General features: G+C 43.9%; 25 protein-coding genes and 1 pseudogene. 3 read left to right on the forward strand and 23 right to left on the reverse strand.

The annotated features are described in order from the left end of the window. Positions 1 to 13 precede the first annotated feature (13 nt). The gene (locus BQ9893_RS07350) at positions 14 to 868 is read left to right on the forward strand and encodes a DNA-processing protein DprA (RefSeq protein WP_075965508.1); all 855 of its coding nucleotides are present in this window, start codon (positions 14 to 16) and stop codon (positions 866 to 868) included. Between the two features lie 71 nt (positions 869 to 939). Next, positions 940 to 1,320 (forward strand): hypothetical protein, encoded by a 381-nt coding sequence (locus BQ9893_RS21885; RefSeq protein WP_208610806.1) that lies wholly within the window; start codon positions 940 to 942, stop codon positions 1,318 to 1,320. 498 nt (positions 1,321 to 1,818) lie between these two features. Here the strand turns inward: BQ9893_RS21885 and BQ9893_RS07360 are convergent, their stop codons facing one another. The 5 genes and pseudogenes from BQ9893_RS07360 to BQ9893_RS07380 all read right to left on the reverse strand — a co-directional run bounded on the left by BQ9893_RS07360 (position 1,819) and on the right by BQ9893_RS07380 (position 5,660). Continuing rightward, positions 1,819 to 2,043, reverse strand: a complete 225-nt coding sequence (locus BQ9893_RS07360) for a hypothetical protein (protein WP_122298292.1) — start codon at positions 2,041 to 2,043, stop codon at positions 1,819 to 1,821. Between the two features lie 66 nt (positions 2,044 to 2,109). Continuing rightward, positions 2,110 to 2,895, reverse strand: a complete 786-nt coding sequence (locus tag BQ9893_RS07365) for a hypothetical protein (RefSeq protein WP_122334172.1) — start codon at positions 2,893 to 2,895, stop codon at positions 2,110 to 2,112. Continuing rightward, a complete protein-coding gene (locus BQ9893_RS07370; RefSeq protein WP_075965511.1) occupies positions 2,870 to 4,225 on the reverse strand; it encodes an AAA family ATPase in 1,356 nt (451 codons plus the stop codon). The genes BQ9893_RS07365 and BQ9893_RS07370 overlap by 26 nt, the downstream gene beginning before the upstream one ends. Before the next feature lie 48 nt (positions 4,226 to 4,273). After that, positions 4,274 to 4,522 (reverse strand): annotated as a pseudogene (locus BQ9893_RS07375) (tyrosine-protein phosphatase); the annotation flags it as partial. A 550-nt stretch (positions 4,523 to 5,072) separates the two neighbouring features. Further along, positions 5,073 to 5,660 carry an alpha-L-fucosidase gene (locus tag BQ9893_RS07380; protein WP_229101574.1) on the reverse strand — a complete coding sequence of 196 codons (588 nt, stop codon included), beginning with the start codon at positions 5,658 to 5,660 and terminating at the stop codon, positions 5,073 to 5,075. Here BQ9893_RS07380 and BQ9893_RS07385 point away from each other — a divergent pair. After that, on the forward strand, positions 5,633 to 5,893 hold the full coding sequence (locus BQ9893_RS07385; RefSeq protein WP_227226147.1) for a hypothetical protein: 261 nt from the start codon (positions 5,633 to 5,635) through the stop codon (positions 5,891 to 5,893). The two genes, BQ9893_RS07380 and BQ9893_RS07385, sit on opposite strands and share 28 nt — an antisense overlap. A gap of 256 nt (positions 5,894 to 6,149) precedes the next feature. Here BQ9893_RS07385 and BQ9893_RS07390 read toward each other — a convergent pair whose 3' ends face one another. The 18 genes from BQ9893_RS07390 to BQ9893_RS07475 all read right to left on the reverse strand — a co-directional run bounded on the left by BQ9893_RS07390 (position 6,150) and on the right by BQ9893_RS07475 (position 17,888). Beyond that, positions 6,150 to 6,485 carry a hypothetical protein gene (locus tag BQ9893_RS07390; RefSeq protein ID WP_075965513.1) on the reverse strand — a complete coding sequence of 112 codons (336 nt, stop codon included), beginning with the start codon at positions 6,483 to 6,485 and terminating at the stop codon, positions 6,150 to 6,152. A 44-nt stretch (positions 6,486 to 6,529) separates the two neighbouring features. Beyond that, positions 6,530 to 6,958 carry a hypothetical protein gene (locus BQ9893_RS07395; protein WP_075965514.1) on the reverse strand — a complete coding sequence of 143 codons (429 nt, stop codon included), beginning with the start codon at positions 6,956 to 6,958 and terminating at the stop codon, positions 6,530 to 6,532. Positions 6,959 to 6,986: 28 nt separating this feature from the next. After that, the gene (locus tag BQ9893_RS07400) at positions 6,987 to 7,877 is read right to left on the reverse strand and encodes a fimbrillin family protein (RefSeq protein ID WP_075965515.1); all 891 of its coding nucleotides are present in this window, start codon (positions 7,875 to 7,877) and stop codon (positions 6,987 to 6,989) included. After that, entirely contained in the window at positions 7,861 to 8,358 is a 498-nt protein-coding gene (locus tag BQ9893_RS07405; protein WP_122338939.1) for a hypothetical protein, read from the reverse strand. Before BQ9893_RS07405 ends, BQ9893_RS07400 begins: the two co-directional genes overlap by 17 nt. Before the next feature lie 2 nt (positions 8,359 to 8,360). After that, complete coding sequence (locus tag BQ9893_RS07410) at positions 8,361 to 9,062, reverse strand: hypothetical protein (protein WP_075965517.1); 702 nt, start codon at positions 9,060 to 9,062, stop codon at positions 8,361 to 8,363. A 5-nt stretch (positions 9,063 to 9,067) separates the two neighbouring features. Then, entirely contained in the window at positions 9,068 to 9,331 is a 264-nt protein-coding gene (locus BQ9893_RS07415) for a hypothetical protein (protein WP_122298295.1), read from the reverse strand. Positions 9,332 to 9,431: 100 nt separating this feature from the next. After that, the gene (locus tag BQ9893_RS07420) at positions 9,432 to 10,100 is read right to left on the reverse strand and encodes a hypothetical protein (protein ID WP_075965519.1); all 669 of its coding nucleotides are present in this window, start codon (positions 10,098 to 10,100) and stop codon (positions 9,432 to 9,434) included. 6 nt (positions 10,101 to 10,106) lie between these two features. Further along, positions 10,107 to 10,739, reverse strand: coding sequence for a hypothetical protein (locus BQ9893_RS07425; RefSeq protein WP_139322577.1), 633 nt, complete (start codon positions 10,737 to 10,739; stop codon positions 10,107 to 10,109). 127 nt (positions 10,740 to 10,866) lie between these two features. Continuing rightward, complete coding sequence (locus BQ9893_RS07430; protein ID WP_075965521.1) at positions 10,867 to 11,376, reverse strand: hypothetical protein; 510 nt, start codon at positions 11,374 to 11,376, stop codon at positions 10,867 to 10,869. A gap of 20 nt (positions 11,377 to 11,396) precedes the next feature. Then, positions 11,397 to 12,647, reverse strand: a complete 1,251-nt coding sequence (locus BQ9893_RS07435) for an HD domain-containing protein (protein WP_075965522.1) — start codon at positions 12,645 to 12,647, stop codon at positions 11,397 to 11,399. 6 nt (positions 12,648 to 12,653) lie between these two features. Next, a complete protein-coding gene (locus tag BQ9893_RS07440; RefSeq protein WP_075965523.1) occupies positions 12,654 to 13,106 on the reverse strand; it encodes a hypothetical protein in 453 nt (150 codons plus the stop codon). A 15-nt stretch (positions 13,107 to 13,121) separates the two neighbouring features. After that, positions 13,122 to 13,322: a hypothetical protein gene (locus BQ9893_RS07445; RefSeq protein ID WP_147379060.1), complete on the reverse strand. Its 201-nt coding sequence runs from the start codon at positions 13,320 to 13,322 to the stop codon at positions 13,122 to 13,124. Positions 13,323 to 13,369: 47 nt separating this feature from the next. Next, the gene (locus tag BQ9893_RS07450; protein WP_081415400.1) at positions 13,370 to 14,134 is read right to left on the reverse strand and encodes a fimbrillin family protein; all 765 of its coding nucleotides are present in this window, start codon (positions 14,132 to 14,134) and stop codon (positions 13,370 to 13,372) included. 26 nt (positions 14,135 to 14,160) lie between these two features. Beyond that, a complete protein-coding gene (locus tag BQ9893_RS07455; protein WP_075965526.1) occupies positions 14,161 to 15,123 on the reverse strand; it encodes a hypothetical protein in 963 nt (320 codons plus the stop codon). A 72-nt stretch (positions 15,124 to 15,195) separates the two neighbouring features. Beyond that, positions 15,196 to 15,762, reverse strand: a complete 567-nt coding sequence (locus BQ9893_RS07460; RefSeq protein WP_075965527.1) for a hypothetical protein — start codon at positions 15,760 to 15,762, stop codon at positions 15,196 to 15,198. Positions 15,763 to 15,773: 11 nt separating this feature from the next. After that, complete coding sequence (locus BQ9893_RS07465) at positions 15,774 to 16,097, reverse strand: LapA family protein (RefSeq protein WP_075965528.1); 324 nt, start codon at positions 16,095 to 16,097, stop codon at positions 15,774 to 15,776. A gap of 5 nt (positions 16,098 to 16,102) precedes the next feature. Beyond that, entirely contained in the window at positions 16,103 to 16,840 is a 738-nt protein-coding gene (locus tag BQ9893_RS07470) for a BAR domain-containing protein (RefSeq protein WP_075965529.1), read from the reverse strand. 4 nt (positions 16,841 to 16,844) lie between these two features. Continuing rightward, complete coding sequence (locus BQ9893_RS07475; RefSeq protein ID WP_075965530.1) at positions 16,845 to 17,888, reverse strand: hypothetical protein; 1,044 nt, start codon at positions 17,886 to 17,888, stop codon at positions 16,845 to 16,847. Positions 17,889 to 17,896 lie beyond the last annotated feature (8 nt).

The following is a 17,896-nucleotide window of genomic DNA, read 5'->3' on the forward strand; positions in this document are numbered from 1 at the left end:
ACAACAGTACCTTATGATGTATTATAAAGAACGATTCAAAGACTTCTTCGCGATAGATGAACTTCTCTGCCTGCAGCTCATAGGATATTCCGATGCAGACATATGCCATAGTTTTTATTCCCCGCAAGAAAAAGAGGCTTTGCAAAAAACAATTGCCAACTCGCCTAAACAACATGAAAAAGCAAAACAGATATTGAAGAAACAGACAGAAGCGGGAGTCGCCACCATTTCCTTTTATTCGGATGAATACCCTTGGTTCGCATTCAATAATTTAATACCGGACGCTCCTCCCTTGCTCCATATATTAGGCGATAGAAAATTATTGTTGCGTACCGATTGCGTTACCATTATCGGTTCCCGATGTGCCGATCAGGCAGGACGGGAAGCCGCCTATTCATTGGCCCGGAAATTTACGCTGGAAGGACACGTTATTGTAAGTGGTCTGGCCGCAGGTTGTGACACGGCGGCTCATCGGGGTTGTCTGGGTGCCGGAGGGAAGACCATCGCCTTTGTCGGTTCTGGATTAGACATCACGCATCCGAAGACAAACCGCCCTTTACAAGAAGAAATCATCCGATGCGGTGGGGCAATCGTTTCCGAACATCCGTTTGGCGTGAAAGCCAATCCACGTCGATTAATTGCCCGTTGCCGGTTTCAATCCGTTATGTCCTCGGATGTGATTGTCGCCCAATGCCCGATCGTCAGCGGAACCATGTACACCGTTTTCTTCACCCAAGAATATGACGGTGATATATGGGGATGGGAAAATACCATATATGCTGTGGAATATGATACATATAACGAATTGAGCAGCGGGAATGAGTTCCTTTTAAAGTACAATCTTGCTGTAAATATCAAAAAACCATAATGCCTATCATTAACACCTTATAATGGGCATTATGCTGCATCAAACAGAATTAACAATATAAACAGCACAATATGACACTCAAAGACTTATTTATGCAAGTCCGATTCGATGATTTGATACCCTCTTTATTAGAACAGGATGAGAATACCCAAAACAGTATTTGTTCTTTCCGTGAAGCGTTCGATCTTCTACGAATGATGGAACCGGATCAGGATTTTAAAGGAAAAGTCGTGATCCAATGGAGCAAGACGGAAGAGGGTGAAGAACCGTGGATTAAGGTCTGCCATTTAGACAACGAGTGGGAAAAACAACTTGCCAAAGAAGTTGTCCTTAAAGAGGATGTACAACTTTCAAACGAAGAGTTAGCCGGAAATCCTTTATGGTTAGTCCGCTGGACTGTTGGCGCTGATATAGCGCTAAAAACTTTTCTTTACTCATTGATCGTTTCATAACTACGTTTTTGATCGCAAAGTAATAGAAGAGTTTTTAGGTCTGCAATGTGTACTTTATCGGATGCTTACGATTTATTGATACTGTCCAGTAATGCTCAACTGCTGATGTTACATTATGCATCTCTTCATTGTCTGAATACCGTCAACCTGCTCTTTAACTATTTAATTACGCATATCCTTATACCACTTACGAAAGATGTTATAAAGAATTTTATTCTCATACAAAAGAAGTATAAAGACTCACCATAAGGCAAAATTCGACCTAGTACTGAAAAAGTAAAACCTTTCTAATTTTTCGCTGCTATACACATTTTTCTATTTTGACTAGCAACAAAGATAAACATTTCTGTTTCGTTCCTTTTTTAAGTGCTTACTGATTAAAATGTACAAAACATCCATTATTTATTTAGTAGCATCTTATGAATAAATGTAAGGAGTTTACCTGCAACCTCATTATCCATTGAATATGGAACATTTGCTCCATACCTATTCCTCCAATTACAGGAAGTGATAAAGAAATCTGTCGGATGAAAAGAATACCTTAAAAACTCCCTCTCTATAGGTTAAAGAAAGCATCAACTTTTTTATAAACAAAGTATCGGGAAGAGCACATGCTTTTCCTTTTTTATGGCCTTGCTGTGCCGGGTCGCCTGCCACCACCACATTTTGATTGCAAAATCCTGTTCGGCTCTCTTCCTGTATGGTTTCCAGATGGTTATACATGCCAAATGTATATGTTTGCATGACATATGCTATTTACTATGTTTGTCATCTTATACATTACCGCATTCATAACAAATTTATTTTTTCTTCTTCACACCAGATTTCCAACAATTCATCATCACTAAAAGAATAATTCTTCTTTTTAAATTCCTCCCATATTGTCTTTATGACATTCGAAATATGCTCAAATTCTGATTTGTTGGAATATCTATATTTTTCAGCTATTTCACGCCAATATTTTATTTGTCCAAGAAACAGTTTCCAATCAGCAGTATTTTCATGTTTCTTTAAATCAGTTCTTATATTTTCTTCCGAATGTATCGGTGTATAAGGAAAATCAGAAGGCGATTTAATAATGTTATGAAATTCTGAAACAGAGCATGCTCTACAATTGTTTAGTTCGCCTCCTGTCCGACTTTGTCTATTAAACCAACTTTTAGCTTGTGAAGCAAGCTTTTCCTTAAACAGGAAAATGCTTTTCAACTCAATTGCGACTTTCCTGCCAAGCAATTTCTTGGTGTAAATCACCTTGTTTTCCATAGCTGTCTTAGAAAGATTTTTAATATTATCATAATCCATTCTAAGTTCTACAAGCAACAAACGCGGACTGGAAACTCGATTATTTTCATAAGTAGAAATGCCAATTACCGCATCCACCGTACAATCAGGCTGTCCCTTTCTCAATACATTTTTTTCGTATGTATCCATATCCAGACATTCAATATCCGGACGAAAGGAATATGTATTTCCATAATCGCGACGAGACACTGCATTCAACGTAGAATGACATACCGGATAAATAGAATGTCCCCTTACGACCTCATTATTATAAATCCATTCCCCCATTCCCATATATATTGATTCTGTCCAAAGCAATATTGAATGAATCGAAGATTTCTCCTATTTCATGTTCCAAATCCTTATAAACATACTGGTGTGGATTTTCTTCATCCGGCTGTGCTACATAGAAACGAGTGTCCGATAACACACCCTCTTTGTGAGCTATATCGTGAATGGCAGCCACCATATCCGGATTGTGACTGGCTATCATAATTTTCAATCCCAGTTCCTTGTTCAATAAAACTAGAAGCCGAGCAAATTCTACTATCCATTGCGGATGAAGATGTGCCTCCGGCTCGTCTATCATCAGCAATGTTTCTTGATTCAGATTACCATTCTCCAACAGACGTTGAAGATAAGAAAAAGCCTTGAATCCTGTGGCTGCATCTTTCAAGGAGATATTTACTTTCTTATCTTTGGAAATATAACGCAAACTTTTTTCATCAAAGACATCATCCTCTTCCAATACCGTTTCACCATTCAATAAATCTTTGACCCGTACCAAAAATTTTCGTTCTCCCATAGATAAATTCTTACCCGATTTATCATCTAACATCATCTCACGCAAATCATTCCAAAAAATGTTTTCCGTATCTTCCACTTCAACTGCCATGGGAGTGTCAATATAAATGGCTCGCTGCAAATTGAACAACGTGGAGACATGGGTATCTTCGAGAAGATTAACCTCATCTTCCTCCAACTGAATCCCCAAAGGGAAATCATGCTGTATATCGAAATACTTCTCAATCAACTTTAAATAGGTAGAACGCGGACGTTCATTCATATTTTTAACCAATTGATTAGTCAGTTGAGTAATCAAACGATTATTCTGCCCAACAAAATTTTCAATAGACTGACGAACATCTTCTTGTTTGTTATGAACACTCAAATAATTCAAGATTCTGACTTTACGTGCTTCAGAAAGATTTTCCGTCAAGGCTTCCGATAGAAAATTCTCTGTGGCATACAAGGCTTGCAGAAACAAATCTTGAACAATCTCAATTTGTTCATACGAGTGCACTCTTGTCTGCTTCATTTTTTCGGTTACTTCAAGCAAAGTATTCAAAGAACCTTTTTCCAACAAACCGCTTTTTTGAGAGAATCGCCCCAAATCCATACAAGCAAATCGCATCCGATTAATCAAGTTATCTATTTTAGCTTTATAATCCCTCAACAAAAAAATGTCAAAGTCTCGCGATCCGTTAATCAGATAATACAGCCATCGGGACAGGGTACTCTTTCCACATCCGTTAATGCCGGATAACACCGTAATGCCATCCAGTTTGATTTTTGCCTCTTTAACTGCATGATAACCAAGCAGTTTATATATGTATTTGCCCATATTTTTTACAATTTGCCTATAGTCAGTACAAAGCTACTACTTTTAGAATTAAAAACAAACAAGAGACACTACTTGTTGAAGAGATTTAGCATTACCTTTTGCATAAAGAAGAGATTTCCAGACGCCCAAACGGTGTGTATCGCTGCCGGCCAAGTCATAAAAATTATTTTTCAACAGCCATTCCGCCTTTTTTCTTGCCTCTATGCCATAAGCATCGACCAATGAAAAGAGATTCAGCTGAAACTTTACCTTCATCTCTTTCAGTTGCCGGTAATCGTTCTCATTCATATAGACATAGCGTTCGTGATGCCAAACTCAATGAGTCTTTTGGCATCACGTTCTGTGAGTACGTCCCTCTTTATTCGGAGAAAGATTAAGAAGTACATTAGAGTTTTGCCCAAAAACAAAATTACAAATTTTTTCTATACATTGAATAAAAGATACATAAAAAACAAATTGCCCCAAAATAGACGAAACTCCGATTCTTCGGGGCTTCGTCTATTTTGGGGCAACCGATTTACTTGTATTTCTTTATTCATTGACAATTCGGCTGTACAAAGAAATATCATTTCCCGTAATGTACATCAACATAAACAGGACAATAATCGGAAGCGACATAATCTTTTATCATTCTTGTCTGTTTAACCGTAAATTTCCTGTTCTTTTTCTTGATAGCAGGACCAAATACATAATTCATCCCGGTCTGATGTGCTATTTTTCTATCCCATTATGGACATTGTAGGATATTATGCGCAAACTATCCAACTCATCAGTAGAAGGAAGCATGTACCTCTGCCATAAGAACCAAGCATAACAAATATAACATTACTTTTTTCATAGGACAGCATTATATTCTCTTGCGGAGTTCAAGCAATAAGTCCACATCTTCCTGACGCATTCTGCCTTCACGATTAGGAGGCAAATTCAGAATCAGGATATTGTCTTGAGCCGTGGCGCGTTGGTAGAACTTGAACAATTCATCAATGGATTTATATTCCTTATCCGTTGTATGATAGAACCACCTTTTAAAAAAACATACAGTCGATTCAAACGGCATATAATAGCGTTTGCCTTGATGAATAAATACTTTAGGGTCGGGATTGGCAGGCAAGAGCGGATCACCCAAACGGAAATCACTGGGGAAATAACGTATGGGGTCACCCTCCTTCTGCTTTTCAGGAATGATTTTATAGGATTTTTCAGGCGCGTTGGGGTCATTAGGATTAGCATCCTCTCCAATGGTCCAATTTATGCCTATCTGACATTGCGGCTCACGGCTCTTGATAGTCTGATAGATTTCTTGAACCGGCCAGCGATCATGCGGCTGATCCAAGAGACGGTAACGATTGAAACGGTTATCAAACCGGTGTTCAATTTCAAGGCGAAGGAGTGAAAAGATAACGATTTTTGGTAAAGAACCATCTGCCCAAAGCATACGGTCAAAAGGTGAGCAACATACAATTAATCACTCCCATACAGAAAGGCGTTGTAGGCGCAGCCAATCTGAACATGGCCTTGCAATCGGCATTGAACACTTCTCGGTTGGCATTGAACCGTGGCGGTTACTCGTTACGGCAGAGTGACCTGGTGATGCAGCTGCGCATCAACTACAACATGGATATATTCAGCAGCGATTTGGGCTATGTCGAGCACGGCTCTTTCATTTAAACTTGGAATAGACTGACAACCACTGATTATGTTGAGTTTACCTTAGTTCCAAAATGTACCATTAAGTCAATATTATGTCAAAAGTTGCGTTGAGCTGTTCTAAATGTCTATCTGCCACAAACATTAGATATTCAAAGTAGGGGGCGTAAAATAAACTGTGTTAGCAAAATTAATATTTTATTCTTTGCTGACACAGTTTTATTTACAGCCTCTTCAAAGTATTTTTAAATGAAAGAGCCGTGATTTTATCTGATTTTCAAAGTGTAACCTTTCCCAATCTGACTTCATCTGACAGTTCCTCGAATCTTTCCTCGACTTTCAGTACCTCGTCACAGATGCCCTTGCACCCCTGATTGTTCACTCTCATGAAGTTGCTCCGTGAGGTAACCTGGCACACCCTGCTTTGTGATAATCCGATATAGTTCCCTATATCCTGTTGTTTGAATCTCAGCTTGATACATCCAACATAGCAGAACACATGTTTGGCAAAAGCTATCTTGTGTGTCTTGGATTTATGCTGACGCAACGTAGCGGTATCTATGTTGGTGACCTCTGCTACGGCATGTAGCAATACTTTCAATTTATCATTCATAAACAATACCCTCCTTGACTAAATCCTTATACTTGCTTTCATCGTCACAAATCCACCCGGTATTCGGTGTCATCAGGCAAGATGACCAGTACTTGTGTGTAATCCTGATTGTAATCTGCTGTTTTGACATTCGTGATGGACGCCAACTTGTTTATTAATTCCTGCAGCAGTAATTTTTTGGTTTCCTCTCCGGAGGATTTGATTTTCTTCCGATAATTCTCCATCTCAAATTCGACTTCCAGCAAGGCAAGTCTGTATTCCATATTTTTGGGCTTGCGGACCTTTACCTTGTTTTTTTTCTTTTTCTGTGCTGGTTCCTCAGTCACCACAACCGTTTTACTCTCGGTCACCTCTGTGTTGTTATGTAGCCGGAATGTATGTTGGCTACGGATGGTGTCAGACACACTCGTCTGGGCGTTTGCATACAAGTGCCCGCCCAACAGCAAAGCTGTAACTATCAGTTTTATTTTCATAGTAAAGAAAATTTTGATTTTGTATTTGTTATTTATACGATGTGCTCAAGTCTGATTCTGCCCCGTCCTCCCAAGGGACGATATTGACTCCCTTCAGGTACAGGTTTTCTTCTGCCACATCAAATCCCAACCAGAAGTTCTGTACCATGCCCTGGCCAAAATTCAGATCCTTGACAGGTAATGTATAGGTCCTGCCATTTACGATGACTGTAATGTTGATGGCCACCCCTTTGCAGGGAATCATGTACAATAAGGCTTTTTGTCCTGTCTCGTCAATCTCGCATTCCATTTCTCCGTCCAGGACCTGCAAGGAACCCGTTTCATCGGTGAACATATTGATTTGTCCAGTAGAGTAAATCGGATGCACGGGATCGGCTCCCTCTATATAGATGTGAGATACGGTGCATCCCTGTTCCAGAATGGGCCGTATGTCCAGTTTCAGCATACACATCGCATGCCGCATCTTGATGTCTGCAATAGGCTGGGCGTAGTTGATGTATCCGTATTCTTCGATATCATGGAGCCCATACATGTAGTCCGTCTTGCCGGTATTGATACGGAGCCATTCGTCCGACTGCATGTTCGGGTCGTACGGATAATAAGCATATGCGTTGACACTGTCCTCTCCAAGCCTTACCTCACAGTTCTTGTCCAGATACCATTTGGAACCGTTGGATATCGCCTTTTGGTTATTCAACAGATTTGTCTGGTTCATGTTCTTGTCTAAGGAGAACAACCCGACGGCGTGCGTAGAAGGATATTTGTCCGGTTGGTCCGGAGCCAGGAACGAATGGCTGCTGACCAGTAATTTGAGCGTGTTGGTCTTTTCACGTACCTCGTCATGGTCCGTGCATGAGCCGGCTAGAATTACGGCAAGCAAAACGCCGGCTGTCTTGATGTAATTAGAAAGTATTTTCATATCTTGCTATACTGTTATCTGAAATCTCAAGCGCCCCATTACACTGATCGTCGTTAAACTGGCCCTCTCTCAGCAGTCCAATCAGGAAGTCGGCGCAACCTTCCGCAAGTTCGTGATAGTTGTAGTCTCTGGGGCAGAACGACATATTGACCGTATCATCATCGGTCAGGTTCATGTTCATGATTTCGTTTTGGAGTATCTGCATAAGCTGTGACAGTTCGAATGCCGCATACATGTTCTCTACCAGTTGCTCGACATCGACACCTGAATTATGCAGCGCTTCTGCCCGCTCGTCTCCTGTCAGATATTGGGGATCGGTATCCTCGTCCGCTATCAAGAAGAGACCCCAGCACTGTTGTCCCTCATGAAGGATTTCACCCCAGAAGAACATGGACACGTTTTGGTCGATATTCAGATTAAACAACTCCACAGCCTGTTTCGGTGTGATAAACATTGATTGCATAATGAAATTTATGTTCATAGTCATTTTTTATTAGTTGTTACACATTTATTGTTTCCAAAAAGCAATTGCTTGGACATAGTATCCAGCAGTTCGGTCACCTTGATACCATAGTTATCAGACACGACATAGATGACTTGTTCCTTCTCCATTGCAGTTTCCAGCTCCAAATTCTGCAGTTTCTCCTTGGACAAGGAAGGGTAAGCCACCAGAATCTTGTACCGGCTGTTGTCTATTAACGAGAAGGCATCCACTAAAAAACCGTAATCCGTTACTTGGAAAGTATAGTCTCGGGGCAGGGACACCGCCACTGAGTGAACGATACGCAAGGCGTCGGATATGATTCTCAGGTATTCTGAATTCTTCATGTCGGCCAAAAACAAGTGATACTCTCCCCTGCCCCTGGCCTGCAGCCAGTCGGCCGCTATTCTCTTCAGGTTGCACTGCTCGTACCCGTACAGCAAGACGGTCCTTTGCAACAGTGATGCCGCAATCATATTGGAGACTGAACCCAGCAGAAACAAAGTGGCCAGAAGGGAATAGGTTGTGTTGACGGTTCCTGTCTGCAAGCAAGAGAACACCATGACCAATATACCGGAAACCAGCCCCAACAGTCCCCATCCGGTGTAAGCCTCGCTTTTACGTTTAAGGACAGCACCGGTAATGCCGTGAATGGAACCCCATGCGGCAATGAAGAAAAGTGCATATATACAAATGGTTCCCATACCCGTTATTTTGTACCGTTAATCCATCCATTCAAGCGGGAAGGATTCAATGTAGCCCTTTGGTCACCTGCTACCGTTGGGACAGGAGCATCTGTATATTGTTTCTTTACGGAATCTTCCACACGGGCAGGTTTGAACTGAAAGGAAATCGGTTCCTGTTCCTTGTTCTGTGGAACTTGTTGGTCAAGGCCGTTGGCCGTATTGTTCGTAATGGGTTTGTCGGCACTTTTCTTGAAAGCGCGTGACAACATGGGTATTCCGGTTGGCATTGTCTGTTTTGGTTAAAAGTTTAATAATACAAAAATAACCTATTATCCGTTGATTTACAAGCAATCTCAATAAAATTTCCGATAAAATGCCCGTATACCGTTATCTGCGCCGTTTCCGTGCCTTCTTATTTGGCTTGGCAGGCAGCTGTGACTTATGCACGACAACACTGTATCCCGGTTGGATATCCGAGTCAAATTCCAGCATGGACTTCATTGCGTTTTCAACGAGCCGTACATATTCAGGCAGATAGCCCTTCTCCATTTTACCCCGCATGAACGGGATTTCTTCAGTGTATCGGATCAGGCGCTTGACTTTATCGACAGCCTTTTCTCGGTTGTCTTTTTCAAGGGCCCGGATAGCATTGTCATAATACCCCAGAATCGCCTTTATCTTCCGTTGGTAGGCAATCTTGTCCTTTTCCTTGATTGATTCCTGAAAATTGAGATACCCCTGCCGGACACAGTAGCGGGCATTGATGCTGTTGAACACCTGCTCGAAGGAAACCCCGTTGCCTACATTGAACCTTTCCTCCGTATTGGTGAACTCCGGTATCTCGATAGTGAAAGAACCGTTCTCGGATTCGGAAACCGATGCACCGGATTCGGGCAATGAGGAGTATTTGTGTATTACCGCCCCGTTGGACAGCTTGCAATAGCCGATTGTCTCGATGCCGTTATCCACTACCCTATAGGTGCGGTACTGCGCATTTGCTGTATGAAAAGCCGCTGTTAGGAAAGCAGGCAATATCAGTTTGAGTATCCTGTGCATGATTTCTTATTTTAGAGTGACACATTTATATTGATCATCAAAGCCGTCTTCCAGGCAGATGCATGATTTCATGATTTTGTAGTTGATGGAGTAGTATTCGTCGAACTGTAACTTGGCGAGTCCGTAGTCTGCGTTCGTCCTGATAGCTTCAATGAGGGTCAGCAGGCGGTCCACTTCTGAAGCCGACGCATCATTACCCAACTTCAGGAACAGTTCTTTCCCTTTTTGGTAGTACTTTTTTGATTCATCCAGCATACGACCGTGTGCGGCAGTGTTGACTGCGCAATAGCGGGTTCCTGTCTGAAAATAACCTTGCGCGATTGTCAGGTATTGTTTTGCGAGCATGGCATCCCACAAGAACACTTCATCCAGTCCGTCAGGGATGGAGAAAGATTCCATGACAGTCAGGGTCACCGGTTCGACATAGCGATCCAAGGCCGCCCCTTTGGGGGTAGTGACCTGCAGGCTGGAGCGGATAATCACTCTTGAGCCCATACATCGCACCTTCCCGATATAGGTAACCTGTCCGAGGCGATAAGAAAAATCCCTCATGACAAGATCCTGACCGAACAATAGGGTCGGTAGCCAGGCAATGAGAAACAGCCCTGTTTTGATAGTCCTGTTAAGATTTTGGCACATAGTTTTGATTTTAGTCCGCGTAAACACCATTCAGGTGTTTGACGTTCAAATTTTTAGGTGAAATTACAGGATCTCTCTCTAATATCCAAGCAAGTACAAAAAATATTCAAACTGAAGCCACTGTCACTCACGTGTGTTGAATGAATGACAGCAGTTGTGCCTTTTGAATAAGCGACAGGCTGTTCCAAACGGACACATATTTTTCGGTGTGGCATTCTTCGACCCAATCGGCATCGGCATCCCCTTTGTGGCATGTGGGAAACGGTATCCTCATGGAGTCTGCATGGTGGTTGTTTGTATAGTCGAGAAACTTTATGATGCAGTCCTCTTTGTCATTGTAGCCGGGTGACCAAAGTTCGGTTTCCTGCAGCTGCTCACGCTCGCTGAGTGTCCCCGTCAGGTTTTCGTAATGTACAAGTCCGGTCTGTTGCAACAGCAGGAGCACTGAGGCCGTATCCTCGAACAGCAGCGCTCCCAGGTAGTTGGGTTTGTTGAACAGATCTGAGCGTATCATGCTGATGTCGCCGGATACCGAACCGCCCAGGGCTTCCGAATAGATTTTTTGAAAATTCTTCCGATCGCCCAATACGGACAATAGACGGTCTATAATGTCAATGGATTGTGTCAAATCGCACATAGTTCGTTTCTAAGCATTTATCAGACAAATAGTGTTTCTTCATTCTTCGTTGTCAATAGTGTGTACGCTTTCTGGAGCGCATATTTACGTTCAAAATCACTTTCTGAGGGCTTCCCCTTGATGCGTGACATATCCATATCGTGCAGCAGGCAGCTCTTCTTGACTGCCGTTGCCAGCGGGTCAGTCCTGACCCGACGGATATACTCAGCCAGTGATTCATCGGGATTACGTGTCAATGCCACCACCGTCCTTAGGACTATCAGCGGTACCCCTTCTGCGAACATCATATTGACTGACACATCCTCCCTTACCGTAAGAGTGTCATGCAGCAGCGCACAAATCTGTTCCATGGGAGTCTTCATTTTTTTCAGCACCCGGAACGCATGCAGGATGTACGGTTCACCGTAAATGTCCTTGACCCCCTTGTACAGCTTTGCGCTCAGAGCCACGGCATCATCCAAATCAAATGATTCCTCGTACGCCTTGTTCATTCCCATGAGGACGAAACAGTTGTAAAAGACAAACAGCTCGTCCACCAAAGCCGGTTTGCACACATATTCCGGATGGATTTTCACGGTGTTCTGGTTGGCCTGCATGCCTGTATCAGAGATTACCCATAAGAAACTTTCGCTTACATCAGTTATACAGTCCTTGCCCATGACAATAGCCTGTATGGCAGTTGATTGTTCTACCGTCTCCCCACCAAGATGGAAACCGTTGAACGCCACCGCACGTTTGCCGTCCGAGAGTTGGAATACCGAACCTCTCCGTAGGTAACCCTGATTATATTCCACAAAACCTGTTTCGGGGATATCATCATCCAGTTTGCGGAGTGTATTATCAAATTGTTCCCGTAAAACCGTCTCTTCAAGAGTCGTATAGTCCAGCCGTCCGGTTGTTATCAGTATCAGAACCTTTTCAGTCGGAATTGCCTTCAGCTCTTCGACGATGTTTTCCGTCTCACGCTGTCTTAGCAGTTGCTGCTTGTAAGCGTTCTGAATGATTGAGCGTAATTCCTTGACAGTTGCAACAGCTGTTATGTACCCGTCCCCGTTTCGCAGGTCGGCTACACGCAAGTTTATGTGTTCGGCCAGATAATCCAGCCATTCGCACCCGGATTGGGTAAACAGGTTTTTCAGCCATACAATCCGGTGGGGCTTCTGTTTTTTGGTTTGAGCGAGCACCTGTCGGATGTCCATATTCTCCTGATACGGAATGAACACGAATTTATGAGAACCTTCAGTTAACGTAAAATTTTTCAGTAGTTCCATAGTATGTCATTTATCAATCGCTCGATAATAATGGAATTCCGTAGGACTGAAAATCACCATACCAGAATCCGTGAAGACGTATGTCTTCCCAAAACGTTCATACAAGTCGAAACCGCTTGTACGGGCAATCATCCCTTGAATGGACTGTACGGCGCGTGCAGTAGAAACTCCGTGAATTTCCACGGGCAAGGCTTCCGGTCCGTCTCCTTTATAGAACATCCGGACACTGACCGTGTCGTGCCCATGGATGACAGCACGGCCCATCCATTTCTTTTCGTAAGTCCTGCGTTCCATACCAATCCAATCCGGCAGGTCAAATTTCGGTTCCGGAACCAATGCCGGAACAATCCGATATGTGGTATAGCCTATGCCCATAACGAACAATGTCCCGATTGTCCCGACAAGAACATTCCGGACGATTCTGTTCTTATACCTGCTGTATGCCGAGCGGATCCCCATAGCAAGTTCATGACATTATAACCGATGTCTTACATCGGTCCAATAAGACCAATACTGGGAACGTACCTCCGGTGTCATGGCCATATAAGCATCGATCCGTTCCATGGGCTCCATGCGGAACATACTCTCAAAGTATTCCTTGTTTGCCGGGTCGATATTATCACAAGGAAATTCACCAAAGCGGTACTGCGCTTGCAGGATTCTTCGTAATGTCATTGTATCCATATTCTATCTATTTGCGGCTTATCGCCAGTTTGTAATACTTATTTCGCGGAGAGCGAGATATTGTATTTCTTTCCGCTTTCTGTCACCGTTCCCGGTTTCCAGACGAAGCTGCCCTTATCCGAGGACACCTTTACGTCAATCTTGTATCCGGGTATTGCCAGAAAACCTTCTGCAATCTCCGGGCTGTTCATGGTAAGATCAACGGATGTACTTCCGGAGGAAGCGATCACCTTACCGGTGAACACGTTATAGTCCGCTGAAGCAGGCAGACTGCGTACAGAGATGCGTGTGATATTGCCAAGTGAAGCGTCAAAGTTGAACTTCAGCAATGACATGGCATGGTTCAGTTCGATTTCGGCCATCGGATTGTTCCTGCTGATGACAGAAGGAACTGGAGTGTACAGGAAGTCCACACCGTTCTCCAGTTTGGCCATACCTGTCGAAACATTTGACTGATACGGATAATACCCGTATACGTTCGCCTCGGAGTTGGTTAATGCCGTATTATATCCGGCCTCCCAATACGAGTCCCCATTCAGGGTATAGGTAATATTCATGTTTGACGCATTTCCCCCGTATCCGTTTGTCGTACCCTTGTCAGTCACGAACACTCCGATTTTGGCGCCCGGCTCAAAGGAAGAGACAACAGCACGTGAAGGGCTCTCGCATGAAAAGTCCAGTTCAGGATAGACCTCTTCTGAAGTCTGTTCTATATTGTCCAGTTCAGTAGATTCGGTACATGCAACCAGCAAGAGCGGCAATGCCATCAGTTTACTCCAAGTGATTATTCTCTGTATTTTCATAAACGTAAATTATTATATTTCCATAATTAAAAATTCTCGATCGTTTCCCAATCCAACTCGGCGACGGGTATCACCATCTGGCTGGTTTTCTTGCTCTCCGGCTTTATCATGGAGTTGACAGATGTGACTTGAACCATGTATGCGAGGTCGTCATCAAACTCTTTTCCCAACCATGCGTTCTTGCACAGTCCCTTTCCTCCGCACCGCTTCACATTCCTGGACAGTTCGCCACGTTGTTTCCTTGAATACAGATGGACAGCATCGCCGGGAAGAACCATATGCCAGTTCCCTTTCTTGATACGCTCCGTCTCATAGGACAGCACATAGGCAAGTGCCGGGAAATCCTTTTTCTTCAGCTTGGTATTCTCAATACCTTTCAACAGCCTGTTCGTCGCCTGTTTCAGATCTTCCAGCGGTTGATCCGCTTCAAAGATTCCGAAGGGATTGATGACCGGAAGGCTCTCTCCCACCCGGACCGCATCAGCCGTACACCAAGGAAGTTTCGTGCCATTGTTGACCGACATGATTCTCACCCGTTCGGCATCGACAAAATAAACGATTCCTTCGACCTTCTTCGTCGCCAAAAAGGTCGGGCTGAATGTCCCGTCTGCATAGAAATAATCCAAGAGATTTATGGAATCGATCTTGCGCAGACCACACCACTTGAAGGTTACCATAGAGGAAGTGACCTTGTGGGAGTCCATCGTACAAACGCCCAGACGTTCTTTGCAGGTACTTCCCGGAACATCCTCCTGTGGGAATTGACCGGCCAGTCCACACAGCACCTTCAGATGCGAGTCGGACAGCTTTCCGTCCACCTTCACCCGGATCTCCGGGAATCCGGTGTTAGGATCCGCATCATCATCCACCTGGCATGTCATATCCTTAATCCGTTTGCCAAATGGCATTGCCTGAATCTTTGGAAGCAGCTCGGTTACCAGCCTGTTCAGCTCAGTTGCTTCATCAATAGTAAAGTTTCGGTGTCTCATACATTTAATCTTTTACAGCAAAATAAACCTTTTACAACCAAACTACCAAAAATCAATCTTTTAGTAGTGTAATTATTCACAAATTTTCATTTTTGTGAAAACATTCTCGACGGAATTGTCCAATAATTCCAGCATTCCCGGCTCATTTAGAATCGCTTCAACCGGAACAGGTTTCATGTCCCAAACCAATTGAAGGGGTTCACTGGAGGATTTCTGCATTTCCATTAAAGCTTCCGCGCTTCCTTGAGCTATTAAATCCCAACATACCGTCTTGTTGAATACCAGATTCTTGTTTAGTGTGTGCAAGATAGCCAGTGTCAAGTATCCGGACACAAAATACAGCTCGTTGTCCGAGAGGTCGTTTAGCCCCCGAAGGTAGGAAAAAGCCAATGTCGATGCCAAAGAGCGTAACTGGGCGTCCTTATAGATGTTTTCTTTGTCAGGCATCTGTTCGTCCGCTTTCTTCTCTTTAATCACCCACAGCTTCCATGCACCGAAAACCGTCATGCCCGATGTCACTACCGCGATGGCGTATGCAACGTGGTGTTGCGACAGTATCAAGGTTGATGTCAGTGAGAGGGCCGTAAGAAATACGCCCGCTCCCAGAAGCAACCGATAGTAAGACTCATTTTTATTCATAGTCGAACCGTTTAGCCATTATTATCCGTTTGTCCGTCGCCGTTGTTCCCGGCATCTTCCTGCCTGTTGCGGAATTTGCTGCGTCTTTTCTTCCGTCTGTAACGGTTGCCAGACGCAGCCGGTCTTTCGGAAGTTTTTCCAGCCTGCTGCTCTGCTGCAAAACTATTAAGCAATGCCTGGTTCTCAGCCCGTAGTTCTTCCAGCGTTTTATGCAACTTTTTCAGTTCCTTCTTCCGCATATAGCCGATGGCCGCAAATATGCCGGCGCATACCGGCGATACGATAAACAGCAGTGCTAAAAGCACATGAAAGGAATTCATCAATATCTGTCCCATAGCTATTACATCTTAAGTTTCGCTTGATGTTTTTGGACCTGCTGCTCAGTTTCCGTGTGCCTATGACTATATCCATTACTTTGAAGAATTGAATTAGCTTTTTGCATCAACTGTTTTTCGGCAGCCTTCAGCTTCGCTTCATTTCCTTCTAATTTGGCAGCCTGCAGTTTCTCGTATTCCCTGCCCATTCCTGTCATTTTCAAGAATGATTCCTTCTTTTCTTCATCATTCTTGAAATACTCGTCAAGGCCCTGTTCGCCTTTCATGCCTAATGAATGGGCGGCACCGAAGAACTCGACACTGGATTTGATGCCCTTATCCAATGCATGTACACCTGCAGCAGCTTTCAGCTTCGGATCCTGTTCGTTCTCGAACGCTTGTTTGGCTTCGCTGGCAATATCATCGAAGGTTCCTTTGCAATAGCGTTTCTCTTCCTCATTCAGTCCATAGCCCTTCAATACAGAATCCACCTTTTCGTCCAGTCCCTTAGTCTGGCCTTCGGCGGCAGTTTGTCCTTTACCAAACTCTGAACCGTCCCTTTTCATCTCTTCAGGAACGGGAGCAGCGGGATTGTGTCCTCCCCTGCATACCAGTGCCATGCCGCCTATCACAGCGTGTGCGGCTTTGTGGGTCTTATCATAACTCTTGTGGATGCCTTTACCCATTTGTTCGCCTACCCATTGGAAAGCTCTGTCACCACCGACCAGATCTTTCAGAAGTTCCAGTAATTTTTCTTCATTCATATCGTTAAAGTTTTAATCCGAATCCCATACTCATTTGATTGCCTATCCTTTCAGTGTGCACCAGTTCCTGTCCCAAGATTTGTCCATTTGTTCCTTGAGTTTTCTGAATGTATTCTTGTACGTCATGTTTCATATCATTCCAGATACGGTCAGCCCTTGTTGTATTCTCCAGTAGCAATGAAGACTTATATTCTTCATATTTGGTTATCAGCCCCAACCGTGCAAGCATGATGTTATCTCCGGAAGCGTACATGTCCACGCTTTTGCGCAACAGGTCATCAGCGGTAAACACTCCTTTCTTCACACCTTCCTCGATGCTCTGAAGGGAAAGTTTATCCGTTGCACGCATCTCAGCCTTTTCTAAGGTCGCCATCTGTAACTGATGCATCCGTTCCATTTCGGGCCCCGCTTCATGCAGCCGGTCAACAGCCATGTCCGGTACCCATACAGGGATAGCCTGGGACGATGTGAACCCATTGAAGAACGCCGTTTTTTCTTTTATCCCGCCGGTAATGTTTCCCAATTCCTGTTTCGTGGAATCCTTGTCCTGTATCCAGATAACCTCTTCTTTCTGTGTTAGTTGGACAGCCATATTGATTTCCCTGTCAATGAGGGCACTTACTTTCTGGTTCCGTTCGATGGGATCAGTGTACTTCCGGCATAACCGGTCAATCTGATACGCCATGTTTGCTGTCCGCTGTTTGAACAGCCTTGCCGCGTTTTTGTCCAGTCCCATTTCGTTCAGTGTTCGGTCCATTTTCAGGTTAATCTCATTGCGCCACCCCCTGAAATCCGATTCATTGGGTTGGTACATTCCTTTCCCGTCAATCTTGATTTTTTGTCTCAGCTCACGGTCCCGTCCTTGCGGAAGGATCTCCATCATGGCCCTTTCCGTTTCAGGAGAGACCAGCATCCGGCGTAGTATCTCAGCCGGGACACCTAGTCCTCCGGCACCCAGCCCTTGCACGGACAAGTTGTTTTGGGAACCGAAGAATGTTTCCAGTAAGGCGGCGACCGTGTCCACCATTTTTGCCAATACTTGTTGCATAGTTCTTT

Origin of the sequence: Parabacteroides massiliensis (assembly GCF_900155425.1) — a bacterium.
In the GTDB taxonomy this organism is placed as follows: domain Bacteria; phylum Bacteroidota; class Bacteroidia; order Bacteroidales; family Tannerellaceae; genus Parabacteroides; species Parabacteroides massiliensis.

Excerpts from the sequence above, each read along its gene's own strand:
- BQ9893_RS07350 (WP_075965508.1), top strand. The coding sequence starts at position 14 with ATGATGTATTATAAAGAACGATTCAAAGACTTCTTCGCGATAGATGAA.
- BQ9893_RS21885 (WP_208610806.1), top strand. The coding sequence starts at position 940 with ATGACACTCAAAGACTTATTTATGCAAGTCCGATTCGATGATTTGATA.
- BQ9893_RS07360 (WP_122298292.1), bottom strand. The coding sequence starts at position 2,043 with ATGTATAACCATCTGGAAACCATACAGGAAGAGAGCCGAACAGGATTT.
- BQ9893_RS07365 (WP_122334172.1), bottom strand. The coding sequence starts at position 2,895 with ATGGGAATGGGGGAATGGATTTATAATAATGAGGTCGTAAGGGGACAT.
- BQ9893_RS07370 (WP_075965511.1), bottom strand. The coding sequence starts at position 4,225 with ATGGGCAAATACATATATAAACTGCTTGGTTATCATGCAGTTAAAGAG.
- BQ9893_RS07380 (WP_229101574.1), bottom strand. The coding sequence starts at position 5,660 with ATGCTTTGGGCAGATGGTTCTTTACCAAAAATCGTTATCTTTTCACTC.
- BQ9893_RS07390 (WP_075965513.1), bottom strand. The coding sequence starts at position 6,485 with ATGAATGATAAATTGAAAGTATTGCTACATGCCGTAGCAGAGGTCACC.
- BQ9893_RS07395 (WP_075965514.1), bottom strand. The coding sequence starts at position 6,958 with ATGAAAATAAAACTGATAGTTACAGCTTTGCTGTTGGGCGGGCACTTG.
- BQ9893_RS07400 (WP_075965515.1), bottom strand. The coding sequence starts at position 7,877 with ATGAAAATACTTTCTAATTACATCAAGACAGCCGGCGTTTTGCTTGCC.
- BQ9893_RS07405 (WP_122338939.1), bottom strand. The coding sequence starts at position 8,358 with ATGAACATAAATTTCATTATGCAATCAATGTTTATCACACCGAAACAG.
- BQ9893_RS07410 (WP_075965517.1), bottom strand. The coding sequence starts at position 9,062 with ATGGGAACCATTTGTATATATGCACTTTTCTTCATTGCCGCATGGGGT.
- BQ9893_RS07415 (WP_122298295.1), bottom strand. The coding sequence starts at position 9,331 with ATGCCAACCGGAATACCCATGTTGTCACGCGCTTTCAAGAAAAGTGCC.
- BQ9893_RS07420 (WP_075965519.1), bottom strand. The coding sequence starts at position 10,100 with ATGCACAGGATACTCAAACTGATATTGCCTGCTTTCCTAACAGCGGCT.
- BQ9893_RS07425 (WP_139322577.1), bottom strand. The coding sequence starts at position 10,739 with ATGTGCCAAAATCTTAACAGGACTATCAAAACAGGGCTGTTTCTCATT.
- BQ9893_RS07430 (WP_075965521.1), bottom strand. The coding sequence starts at position 11,376 with ATGTGCGATTTGACACAATCCATTGACATTATAGACCGTCTATTGTCC.
- BQ9893_RS07435 (WP_075965522.1), bottom strand. The coding sequence starts at position 12,647 with ATGGAACTACTGAAAAATTTTACGTTAACTGAAGGTTCTCATAAATTC.
- BQ9893_RS07440 (WP_075965523.1), bottom strand. The coding sequence starts at position 13,106 with ATGGGGATCCGCTCGGCATACAGCAGGTATAAGAACAGAATCGTCCGG.
- BQ9893_RS07445 (WP_147379060.1), bottom strand. The coding sequence starts at position 13,322 with ATGACATTACGAAGAATCCTGCAAGCGCAGTACCGCTTTGGTGAATTT.
- BQ9893_RS07450 (WP_081415400.1), bottom strand. The coding sequence starts at position 14,134 with ATGAAAATACAGAGAATAATCACTTGGAGTAAACTGATGGCATTGCCG.
- BQ9893_RS07455 (WP_075965526.1), bottom strand. The coding sequence starts at position 15,123 with ATGAGACACCGAAACTTTACTATTGATGAAGCAACTGAGCTGAACAGG.
- BQ9893_RS07460 (WP_075965527.1), bottom strand. The coding sequence starts at position 15,762 with ATGAATAAAAATGAGTCTTACTATCGGTTGCTTCTGGGAGCGGGCGTA.
- BQ9893_RS07465 (WP_075965528.1), bottom strand. The coding sequence starts at position 16,097 with ATGGGACAGATATTGATGAATTCCTTTCATGTGCTTTTAGCACTGCTG.
- BQ9893_RS07470 (WP_075965529.1), bottom strand. The coding sequence starts at position 16,840 with ATGAATGAAGAAAAATTACTGGAACTTCTGAAAGATCTGGTCGGTGGT.
- BQ9893_RS07475 (WP_075965530.1), bottom strand. The coding sequence starts at position 17,888 with ATGCAACAAGTATTGGCAAAAATGGTGGACACGGTCGCCGCCTTACTG.